Annotated in this window: 1 protein-coding gene; it reads left to right on the top strand. The window is 47.7% G+C overall.

Annotated elements, in window-relative coordinates; translation table 11 throughout:
- Positions 1-13,452, top strand: a 13,452-nt coding sequence (locus R7P72_RS07590) for a tandem-95 repeat protein (protein WP_411912897.1), incomplete at its 5' end; no start/stop codon positions are given.
- Positions 13,453-13,479 lie beyond the last annotated feature (27 nt).

Here is a 13,479-nt window from a genome sequence, read left to right as displayed (position 1 = left end):
ATTGCAGACCAAGCCTTGGCGGAAGACTTTACGCCATACAGCATCGATCTAAATACCGCTTTCAGCGATGTGGATAATGTGGATGGTGAGTTAACGTTTAGCGTCTCTGGTAATAGCAACATTCAAGTGGCGATTGTCAATGGTATTGCTACGTTCACTCCAACCGCAGACTGGAACGGCTCAGAAGCATTAACCTTTACTGCTACCGATCCAAGCGGTGAAAGCGTCAGCCAAACGGTGAACTTCACAGTAGCGCCTGTGGCGGACATCGTGGCAGACAAAGCGACGGTTGTGGAAGACACGCCAACCATCATCAAGGTCTTAGGTAACGACACGTTCGAAGGCGACGATAAAGTGGTGTCGCTGGATACCAACAATGGACCAGCGAACGGAACGGTCTCGGTCAACCCGGACGGCAGCGTCACTTACACGCCAAACGACAACTTCCACGGTACAGACAGCTTCACGTACATCGTTACATCGGGCGGGGTATCGGAGTCCACCACGGTGAACGTCGATGTCACGCCAGTGAATGACGCGCCAGTGGCAAAAGATGATACCGCTGTTACTGACGAAGACACGCCAGTGACGATTGATGTCCTGCCAAACGACACCGATATTGATGGCGATACGTTAAGCATTGATTCGGCGTCTGTGCCGAGTGACCAAGGTAAAGTCGAGATTGTTGACGGCAAACTGGTGTTCACACCGGCCGAGAACTTCCATGGTGATGCTGAAATCACTTACACCGTGACCGATGGTGCACTGACCGACCAAGCGACGGTTAACGTCACCGTGAATGCGGTGAACGACACGCCTGTGGTTGAAAGCAACATTGCAGACCAAACCTTGGCGGAAGATTTCACGCCATACAGCATCGATCTGAATACCGCTTTCAGCGATGTAGATAACGTGGATGGCGATCTGACCTTCAGCGTCTCCGGCAACAGCAACATTCAAGTGGCGGTCGTCAATGGCATTGCTACGTTCACTCCAACCGCGGACTGGAACGGCTCAGAAGCGCTGACCTTTACGGCCACCGATCCAAGCGGCGAAAGCGTTAGCCAAACGGTGAACTTTACGGTTGCGCCAGTGGCGGACATCGTGGCAGACAAAGCGACGGTCGTGGAAGACATGCCAACCATCATTAAGGTTTTAGGTAACGACACGTTCGAAGGCGACGACAAAGTGGTGTCGCTGGATACCAACAATGGACCAGCTAACGGCACGGTCTCGGTCAACCCGGATGGCAGCGTGACCTACACGCCGAATGACAACTACCACGGTACAGACAGCTTCACCTACATCGTCACCTCCGGTGGGGTATCGGAGTCCACCACGGTGAACGTCGATGTCACACCAGTCAACGATGCGCCAGTGGCAAAAGATGATACCGCTGTTACTGACGAAGACACGTCAGTGACAATTGATGTTCTGCCAAACGACACCGATATTGATGGCGATAAGCTGTCGATTGACTCGGCATCTGTGCCGAGTGAGCAAGGGACAGTCGAGATTGTTGACGGCAAACTGGTGTTCACACCGGCCGAGAACTTCCATGGTGATGCCGAAATCACTTATACCATCACCGATGGTTCGCTGACTGACCAAGCCACGGTCAACGTCACCGTGAATGCGGTGAACGACACGCCTGTGGTTGAAAGCAACATTGCAGACCAAACCTTGGCGGAAGATTTCACGCCATACAGCATCGATCTGAATACCGCTTTCAGCGATGTAGATAACGTGGATGGCGATCTGACCTTCAGCGTCTCCGGCAACAGCAACATTCAAGTGGCGGTCGTCAATGGCATTGCTACGTTCACTCCAACCGCGGACTGGAACGGCTCAGAAGCATTGACCTTTACTGCTACCGATCCAAGCGGTGAAAGCGTTAGCCAAACGGTGAACTTCACAGTTGCGCCTGTGGCGGACATCGTGGCAGATAAAGCAACGGTCGTGGAAGACACGCCAACCATCATCAAGGTCTTAGGTAACGACACGTTCGAAGGCGACGACAAAGTGGTGTCGCTGGATACCAACAATGGACCAGCGAACGGAACGGTCTCGGTCAACCCGGACGGCAGCGTCACTTACACGCCAAACGACAACTTCCACGGTACAGACAGCTTCACGTACATCGTCACCTCCGGTGGGGTATCGGAGTCCACCACGGTGAACGTCGATGTCACACCAGTGAATGACGCGCCAGTGGCAAAAGATGATACAGCTGTTACTGACGAAGACACGCCAGTGACAATTGATGTTCTGCCAAACGACACCGATATTGATGGCGATAAGCTGTCGATTGAATCGGCTTCCGTACCTGAAACACAAGGCACAGTTGAGATCGTTGATGGCAAACTGGTCTTCACACCGGCTGAGAACTTCCATGGTGACGCTGAAATCACTTACACCGTTAGCGATGGTGCACTGACTGACCAAGCGACGGTCAACGTCACCGTGAATGCGGTGAACGACACGCCTGTGGTTGAAAGCAACATTGCAGACCAAACCTTGGCGGAAGATTTTACGCCATACAGCATCGATCTAAATACTGCCTTCAGTGATGTGGATAACGTTGATAGTGAGTTAACGTTTAGCGTCTCAGGCAACAGTAATGTCAATGTCTCAATAGAAAATGGCATTGCGACTATTAGCCCAACGGCAGACTGGAACGGCTCAGAAAACCTAACGTTTACGGCTACCGATCCAAGCGGCGAGAGCGTTAGCCAAACGGTGAACTTCACAGTTGCGCCAGTGGCGGACATCGTGGCAGATAAAGCGACGGTTGTGGAAGATACGCCAACCATCATTAAGGTCTTAGATAACGACACGTTCGAAGGCAATGACAAAGTGGTGTCGCTGGATACCAATCACGGTCCAGCGAACGGCACGGTCTCGGTCAACCCGGATGGCAGCGTCACTTACACGCCAAACGACAACTACCACGGTGCAGACAGCTTTACCTACATCGTTACCTCCGGTGGGGTATCGGAGTCCACCACGGTGAACATCGATGTCACGCCAGTGAATGACGCGCCAGTGGCGACCAATGACAACGCCGTTACTGACGAAGACACGCCAGTGACGATTGATGTCCTGCCAAACGACACCGATATTGATGGTGATAAGCTGTCGATTGAATCGGCTTCCGTACCTGAAACACAAGGCACAGTTGAGATCGTTGATGGCAAACTGGTCTTCACACCGGCTGAGAACTTCCATGGTGACGCTGAAATCACTTACACCGTTAGCGATGGTGCACTGACTGACCAAGCGACGGTCAACGTCACCGTGAATGCGGTGAACGACACGCCTGTGGTTGAAAGCAACATTGCAGACCAAACCTTGGCGGAAGACTTTACGCCATACACCATCGATCTGAATACCGCTTTCAGTGATGTGGATAACGTGGATGGCGAGTTGAGCTTCAGTGTCTCTGGCAATAGCAACATTCAAGTGGCGATCGTCAACGGTATTGCTACGTTCACTCCAACCGCAGACTGGAACGGCTCAGAAGCGTTAACCTTTACGGCTACCGATCCAAGCGGCGAGAGCGTTAGCCAAACGGTGAGCTTCACGGTAGCGCCAGTGGCGGACATCGTGGCAGATAAAGCGACGGTTGTGGAAGACACGCCGACCATCATTAAGGTCTTAGGTAACGACACGTTTGAAGGCGACGACAAAGTGGTGTCGCTGGATACCAATCACGGTCCAGCCAACGGCACGGTCTCGGTCAACCCGGATGGCAGCGTCACTTACACGCCAAACGACAACTACCACGGGGCAGACAGCTTCACCTACATCGTCACCTCCGGTGGGGTATCGGAGTCCACCACGGTGAACGTCGATGTCACACCAGTGAATGATGCGCCAGTGGCAAAAGATGATACCGCTGTTACTGATGAAGACACGCCAGTGACGATTGATGTCTTGCCAAACGATACTGACATCGATGGTGATACGTTAAGCATTGATTCGGCGTCTGTGCCGAGTGAGCAAGGGACAGTCGAGATTGTTGACGGCAAATTGGTCTTCACACCAGCTGAGAACTTCAATGGTGATGCCGAAATCACTTACACCGTCACCGATGGTTCACTGACCGACCAAGCGACGGTTAACGTCACCGTGAATGCGGTGAACGACACACCTGTGGTTGAGAGCAACATTGTAGACCAAACCTTGGCGGAAGATTTCACGCCATACAGCATCGATCTAAATACCGCTTTCAGTGATGTGGATAACGCCGATGGTGAGTTAACGTTTAGTGTCTCTGGCAACAGCAACATTCAAGTGGCGATCGTCAATGGTATTGCTACGTTCACTCCAACCGCAGACTGGAACGGCTCAGAAGCGTTAACCTTTACTGCTACCGATCCAAGCGGTGAAAGCGTCAGCCAAACGGTGAACTTCACGGTAGCGCCTGTGGCGGACATCGTGGCAGACAACGCGACGGTTGTGGAAGACACGGCAACCATCATCAAGGTCTTAGGTAACGACACGTTCGAAGGCGACGATAAAGTGGTGTCGCTGGATACCAACAATGGACCAGCGAACGGAACGGTCTCGGTCAACCCGGACGGCAGCGTCACTTACACGCCAAACGACAACTTCCACGGTACAGACAGCTTCACGTACATCGTCACCTCCGGTGGGGTATCGGAGTCCACCACGGTGAACGTCGATGTCACACCAGTGAATGACGCGCCAGTGGCAAAAGATGATACAGCTGTTACTGACGAAGACACGCCAGTGACAATTGATGTTCTGCCAAACGACACCGACATTGATGGCGATAAGCTGTCTATCCAATCGGCGTCTGTGCCGAGTGACCAAGGCACAGTCGAGATTGTTGACGGCAAACTGGTGTTTACACCGGCCGAGAACTTCCATGGTGATGCTGAAATCACTTACACCATCACCGATGGTTCGCTGACCGACCAAGCGACGGTCAACGTCACCGTGAATGCGGTGAATGACACGCCTGTGGTTGAAAGTAGCATCGCAGACCAAGCCTTGGCAGAAGACTTTACGCCATACAGCATCGATCTAAATACCGCGTTCAGCGACGTGGATAACGTGGATGGCGATCTGAGCTTCAGCGTTTCTGGCAACAGTAATGTCAATGTCTCAATAGAAAATGGCATTGCGACTATTAGCCCAACGGCAGACTGGAACGGCTCAGAAGCGTTGACGTTTACTGCCACCGATCCAAGCGGCGAAAGCGTTAGCCAAACGGTGAACTTCACGGTAGCGCCTGTGGCGGACATCGTGGCAGACAACGCGACGGTTGTGGAAGACACGCCGACCATCATTAAGGTTTTAGGTAACGACACGTTCGAAGGCGACGACAAAGTGGTGTCGCTGGATAGCAATAACGGTCCAGCGAACGGCACGGTCTCGGTCAACCCGGACGGCAGCGTCACTTACACGCCAAACGACAACTTCCACGGTACAGACAGCTTCACGTACATCGTTACCTCCGGTGGGGTATCGGAATTCACCACGGTGAACATCGATGTCACGCCAGTGAATGACGCGCCAGTGGCAAAAGATGATACCGCTGTCACTGACGAAGACACGCCAGTGACGATTGATGTCCTGCCAAACGACACCGATATTGATGGTGATAAGCTGTCGATTGAATCGGCTTCCGTACCTGAAACACAAGGCACAGTTGAGATCGTTGATGGCAAACTGGTCTTCACACCGGCTGAGAACTTCCATGGTGACGCCGAAATCACTTACACCATCACTGATGGTTCGCTGACTGACCAAGCGAAAGTAGCTGTTACCGTTAACCCAGTAAACGATGCGCCAACGATCAAGGTCGATGCTGTAGAAAGTATCACTGAAGATGCAGTGAATACCGATACGGTAGTGGCAACGTTGGAAGTCGCTGATATCGACACGCCAGAAGAGCAATTAACCGTTTCTTTAGAAAACAACTCAAACGGCTACTTTGCGCTAGTTGGCGATGAAGTCAAACTGACTCAAGCGGGTGTTGACGCGGTTAACAACGACGAACTCAACCTTAAAGACCTAACGATCAGCGCATCAGTATCGGATGGTGTTAATCCAACGGTTAGCGACAGTGATAGTTTGATTGTGAATCGCGTTAACGATGCACCAACAGTCGACAATGTGATTTCAGATCAAGTGTTAGCAGAAGATTTTACGATCTACACGATTGATTTAAACGACGCATTTAAAGACAGCGACTCCGCATTGAACTTCTCAGTGTCCGGCAACAGCAACGTGTTGGTGTCGATTGAAAATGGCATCGCGACCATTAGCCCAACTGCGGACTGGAACGGCTCTGAAGCGTTGACCTTTACTGCCACCGATCCAAGCGGTGAAAGCGTTAGCCAAACGGTGAACTTCACAGTGGCGCCTGTGGCAGATATTGAATCTGACCGCGCGACGGTTGTGGAAGACACACCAACCATCATCAAGGTTTTAGGTAACGACACGTTCGAAGGCGACGACAAAGTGGTGTCGCTCGATAGCAATAACGGTCCAGCCAACGGCACGGTCTCGGTCAACCCGGACGGCAGCGTCACTTACACGCCAAACGACAACTTCCACGGGGCAGACAGCTTCACCTACATCGTCACCTCCGGTGGTGTCAGTGAATCCACCATTGTTAACGTCGATGTCACGCCAGTAAACGACAAACCTGACAGTGAAGACTTTACGCATGTGGCCGATGATCAGCTTACGCACGTTGTGTTTGATACCGATACGAAGCCTCTGGGTCACGGTGACTCTCAAGATCATATCGCGGATGTTGAAGACGACTTAAAAGGCAACGATCTACATGTCCGAATTACTGAACTGCCAACCTCAGGTACGTTGTTCTTTAAAGATAGTGATGGTGAGTTGCACGAAATTAAAGAAGTAAGCGATACGCTTTATGACAAAGACAGCCTTTACTATGAAGCTGATAATGTGGGTTTCTTATTAGGTATCAAGGATCGCCCAGATACACCAAATAGTTCCGAGTCTACAACAGATTTCAATAATTGGGGGCTAAGTGAGGACGGAGGTCCATCACACTCCCGTACTGAGCATTTAGCAAATGGAGCTTCTATCACCATTTCTTCTGATAGCGGTGAGCTTGCGCAGTACAACCGCCAGGTGTCACACATCGGCAATGGTATCGCTGACAATGATGGGCAGGGTATTGAGAAAGGTGAAACGATTACGATCGATTTGTCTAATAATCCTGTGGGCAGCGTAAACCTTGGCTTAGATGGATTAGGTGGATTGTTTGATTACGGTGATGACAACGCAGCACTTATTACGGTTACATACTTAGATTCAAATAATGTCCAACAGACTCAAACGTTCGAGTTTTTGAAGCCTGAAGGCAACTTCATGCTATTCCAAGAAACAAGCGTTGGTTATGGGAAAGATCTAGCTCTTCCTGAAGGTTCGGTCATTACTCAGTTAGATTTTTCTACGAAAAATGAAGGGAACTGGGAGTTACGTTATGTAGAAGGTGTACCTGCCGAAGACAGCTTTGGATATGTGGCAGTCGACTCTGAAAATGGCGTTAGCGATCCATCTACAGTCAATATCGTTAATGAAATGCTAGATGGTAATATTGCTGAAAATGGGCCAAGCCTGTCTGTGGTCGGTGATAGCGTGACTGAGGGTGACAATGTCACGTTCTCGGTTGTTCTAAATGAAACCACTAGCACTGCCGTTAAGTACCAAGTTGATATGCTTGCTCAAGGTTCTTCAGTTGATAAGAATGACGTAAATCTATCAAATGCAACCTATACAAATGGTGTTGTTTTCTTAGGTGGTTACTTGATTGTTCCTGCAGGTATAAGTAGCTTCGAAATATCGATTCCGACTATTGATGACTTGGTTGTGGAAAGCAGCGAAACGATCGTTCTTGAGATCGGCGGTGAAACGGGGACGGCAACAGTTCTTGATAATGACAGTACAAAACTTAGCGTAGTAGATGCCGGCGATGTCATTGAAGGAACTGACGCAATATTTACCGTTTTACTCTCTAACCCTGTTCAAGAGGCCGTTGTCGTCAATCTGAAGTCAACAACAAATGATAGCTATACTGCGGAAGATGTTGATCTAGGCACTATGGTAGTGACCTATGTGGATACTCATGGTCAAACTCAAACATTAGATATAGCGCCTAATGGAGACGTTACTATACCTCCAGGTGTCGCTGAAATTAAAGTCGCAGTCCCGACCAAACTAGATAATGTCCATGAAGGTGATGAGAGCTTTGGTCTTACGGTTACGGAAATCGGTAGTGTCACCAGTAATGGTATTGCAACTGGTAACGCAAATATTGTGGATTCTGATCCTGCACCTTTAGTTAGTATTAGTGCCGATCAAAATAGCGTAAATGAAGGTGAAACGGCAGGCTTTACGCTGACACTTGATAAAGTTGCAGATGAGAGTGTTACGGTTCATGTCGAATATAGTGGCGTGGCCCAAGATGGAAAAGATTTTGTTGGCGTTCTGAGTGTTGAAGTTCCTGCGGGTCAATCTTCAGCTGCTCTTGACTTACTGACGGTCACCGATGGTATTTATGAGGGCGCAGAATCTTTCACAGTAACCATTAAAGAGGTTGATGGCGCTGATGCGAGCATTGCTTCAAATAACAGCGCAAGTGTTGTGATCGTTGATGCCCAAAGTGCACCGAAAGTGACTATTAGCTCAGATCAATCCTCAGTTGATGAAGGTAGTGATGCAAAATTTATCGTCAACATTGACCAAAAAGCAGATGAAGATGTACTGGTAACATTCACAATCGGAGGGAATGTTGATGACAAAGATTATATTGCTCCAAGTACGTACACAGTCACGATTCCAGCGGGTAAAACGTCGGCGCCGATTGATATAAAAACTCTCGATGATGGTATTTACGAAGATCTTGAAAACCTAACCGTGACTCTAATTGATACGGTTGGTGCAGATTCGACGCTTGCAAGTGACTCGAATGAAGCAACAGTCTCTATTATAGATGCTCAGCACGCTCCAGAGTTTATTTCTGGCGGCGATAGTGCTGGTGACAAACCAAATGATGATGTTTACGACTTCGGGTCAGTTAACGAAAACACGGTGAGTGGGGCCGTTATCGGCACGGTCGTTGCTGAAGATCACGATAATGACGTGCTTGTATACCGCTTTGCAGATGGCTCGAGCACTAATGGTATTTTTGATATCGACCCGACAAGTGGAGAGATTTCATTGAACAAGACAATCGATGATGTTGACTTGGGCGATTATACGCTTCAGGTTGAGGTTATCGATGGAACTGGCGGGATTGATACTGCCGAGGTAAATGTTTCTCTGGTAAATGTGAATGATGCTCCTGAATCTTCGCCTTCAGTGGTTGAGATGAATGAAGATACTCAAGTGATGCTTGATTGGTCATCATTCGGTATTAGCGATGTGGACTCTGATGTATCAGATCTATCCGTCCAAATTACAACGCTTCCTAGCGATGGCTCATTAGAGTACAGAGATTCGCAAGGCGATTGGCAGTCTGTACAAATCGATCAAGTCCTCGATAAATCGCTTTTTGAGGAAAACGGTGTTCGTTTTGTACCTGAATTAAATGAATCAGGCAGTGACAGCTTCGGCGGAAATCAAGTCGGAGATCAGGAATCTAGTTACGCTCAAATTGGTTTTAAACCGACAGATGGGCAGAGCTCTGGTCAAGAGTCGACACTGACAATAGACGTGAACCCTGTAGCTGACAAACCGAACTTAATTGCAGTGACGCCATTAAACTCATTGCCTCAACAAGAGTTTAACGTTACGACATGGAGTAATGTTCAAGTTGGTTCTAGTGATGGTATGGGGGTCAATGGAGAGACTCTAATCTCAGCGATCAACGCTCTTAATGAAGCCGATGGTACTCGATTGAGTTGGGCAAATGTGGAAGATTTAGGGACTCATGCAACCTTGGCAAATGAGGCCGTTCTAGTCACATCTCTTGTTTATCTCGAAGCTGGCTCGAGTTACGACTTTGTCGGTCAAGCCGATGATAGCCTTGCAATCAAGTTGGGTGGTACGTTACTTGATCAAGCTCGTTGGGGGAGCGACAGTGGTGATATTAAGGGAGCTAGCTTTACCCCTTCGGTATCTGGCTTTTATCCAATTGAAATTTATCACCATAACCAAAGTGGTCCGGGTAACTTTAATGTGGATGTATCCATTAATGGACAAGCGCCTGTCAACCTGAGCAATAGTAGTCTTTACGTAGTTAGTGATGAAAGTGCACTAGAAGCAACTGATATCAGAACGTCTGAACTACAAGAAGTTAATGGTGTTGCGTTTTACGAAACATACCAGCTGAACGAAGGGTTACAAGATACAGCGATACCGCTCTCTGAAATTAAAGCAAGCTTAAATGATACAGATGGCTCTGAATCACTTAAAGTCACGCTAACTGGCTTACCTGTAGGTGCGATCCTTTCAGATGGAAATAGTTCTATTACTGTCGCAACTATTGATGAAGAACTGGACGTGACAAGTTGGGCATTAGATGCACTTACTGTGACTCCACCTGCGGGCTCCCATGATGACTTCACTATCAATTTGACTGCAACGAGTACAGAAAGCTCGAATGGTGATTCAGCAGAATCTAACTTGGCGATCAATGTTGTAGTACATGAGAACTTACCGACGGAAACGGAAAGTGATTTGGGCGAAACCATAGAAGACAATACTCTACAAGGGAATGTATTGCTTAATGACTCTGACGGCGACAATATTCTGATGGTAGATCATCTTACTATCGATGGTGCTGATTACGAGGTAGGCGAAAGTGTTTCTTTGACTAGTGGTACGTTACTAGTAAACCGAGATGGTAGTTACATATTTGAACCTGCTGAGCATTGGTCAGGTGACGTTCCATTAATTAGCTATACCACAAATACTGGCGTAACAAATACACTTGATATCAATGTTGTTGCTATCGCAGATGCACCTACGATCACGATCAATGTTGGCGACTTAGTTAAACGAGATGCTATTGATCCAAACCATCACTTAGCTACATCGGCAATAAATAATACCAATACCGAAAATGAGGCTGTCGCAGCCAACCTTGGGTTGGATAATGCAGTACCTAAAATTAATACACACGCTGGTGTTGTGTTGGGAGTCAATACTGACTTAAGTGACACCGACAGCTTGTTTGTTGGGACAGATTTCAACGATGTATTCTATGGTGGCGGTGGCGATGACGTATTTGTTGGCGGTGGTAACAATGATACGTTTTATGGTGATGACGCGACCAGTCTTACTCTGCATGATGGTAAAGATACAGTCTACTTAACAGGGAACTTTGATGACTACAAAATGACCTTCAAAGACGATCATGGAGGTAAAGTTCCATATTGGATTTTATTAGATAGTCGTTCTATCGATTCGGTAAACGATCATACAGGTAGTGATGACCGAGGTGATCATTTATATGAAATTGAACGCGTTGTTTTTGCAGACAAAATTGTTGATTTGAAACCTGATGGCACTTATGAAGTGCTTCAAGATCGCTGGATTTCGGTCGATGTGGATGTTGATCTAGTTGATGTCGATGGAAGTGAGGATTTAGCGCAGACTGCTCTTGTACAAGATCTACCAGACGGTGTTGACGTGTATGTTGATGGGGTCGCAATTAAGCAAGATTCAAATGGAGATTACCCTGTCACTCTTGGTACAGATGGTAAGCTTTCCCTGGATATCAGAGTGCCATTCGATTATGAAGGCAGCTTAGAGTTCCCGCTAAGCGTTACTGCTACGTCTGTTGAAGGATCAAATAATGACGCAGCTTCAACAACTGAATCCGTTGAGCTTACAGCTCGTGACTATGTGTTGGAGTCGGGATCGCATGGGAATGATCAGATAACGGGTAGTGACGATCACGATATTATTGTTGGTGATGTTCAAGGATTGGAGATCATTGCAGGTCAGGACTACAACATCGCATTTGTTCTGGACACTTCAGGGAGCATGGGTAACTGGGTAGGAACTGCGAAGCAAGAAGTGCTAGATGTGTTTGATGAGCTGTTAAGTGCGGTAAATCAAGGAGAGAAGCCAGGGACAGTGAATATTCACCTTAGTGAATTTGCTTCAAGTGCATCAGCGGTGATTTCTGTTGACTTGAGTTCTCTTACAGCAAGAAAAGAGTTTGTAGAAGAGTTGAATCGTGTAATTGATGATGAGGGTTCTGGCGGCACAAACTATGAGGCGGGCTTACAGTCGGCCGTTGAATGGTTCAGCAGTCAACCTAACCCTAATGGCCAAAATATCACGTACTTTGTTACGGATGGTCAACCAAATAGAGCAACATACCTCTATGGTGTAGCACCGAGTGAATTCTCGAAAGTGATTTTGGACGTCGATAATTCTGGCAAGCTTGTTACCCTGCAAGATATTGCGAGTAAAAACAATTACTCATACGGACAAACAGTTACCTACAAAGGTGATGTCGTTATAGATAGTTACGGTAAGGTTTATTCACCGCTAACAGGAAGAATCCTTGGCGATATCGACAGATATTATGGCTCTATCCGTTATTACGATGAAGGGAATAGCTCGACACAAGCTCAACACATGTATCAAGTACTAGCGGCATTGTCCTCTATAGAAGCGATAGGTCTTGGGAGTGGCGTTGATGAACATACACTCAAGCAGTATGACACTGATGGTGTGGTAGAGTCAGATATTGATGTTACTAAGCTTGCTGAAACGATATTGGGTCAAGATGTACCTCTCAAACAAGGTTCAGACACTATTCAAGGAGGTGAAGGTAACGATATCTTGTTAGGTGACTTAATTGAGTTTGGTGGTAATGAACAAGGCTTAAGTGCGATTCAATCACATGTGGCGCAGCAAACGGGTCAGGATGTGTCTACCGTTGACGGCGAAGATATACATGAGTACGTTAGAAATAACTTGGAAGAATTCAACCAAACTCACCAAGGAGATAAATCGGATAATTTATATGGCGGCGCTGGTGATGACTTACTATTTGGTCATGGTGGCAACGACATACTCGTTGGCGGTGAAGGGGATGATATTCTGATTGGTGGTTTAGGTAGTGATACTTTAACAGGGTCAGAAGGGGCCGACATCTTTAAGTGGAGTGAAGTCACTAACGATGTTGATACTGTCACTGACTTCAATAAAAATGAAGACGCTCTAGACTTCTCAGATCTGTTTGACGACTTATCTAAAGATGAAATTGGAGAGCTTCTTAATGATCTTCAATCAGGTGATCATACTGGTGATGTCGGAGAGTATCATGTAGAAGTGGCACCAGACGGGGGATCTGAGGCAAACCTGAGTATTACAAAAGGGAGCTCGACATTGGACATCCATTTTGACGGTGCAAGTGTTGATGATGTGACTCAAAGCTTAATTGCGAGTTTAGAAGCTCAGTACAAAGACATGTAGTAGCGCTAAACTGTAGTCAAATTTAAA

Origin of the sequence: Vibrio sp. Vb0888 (genome assembly GCF_033338835.1) — a bacterium.
Lineage (GTDB): Bacteria > Pseudomonadota > Gammaproteobacteria > Enterobacterales > Vibrionaceae > Vibrio > Vibrio alginolyticus.
Note: the sequence above shows the minus strand (reverse complement) of the source record. Positions and strands in the feature narration are given on the sequence as shown.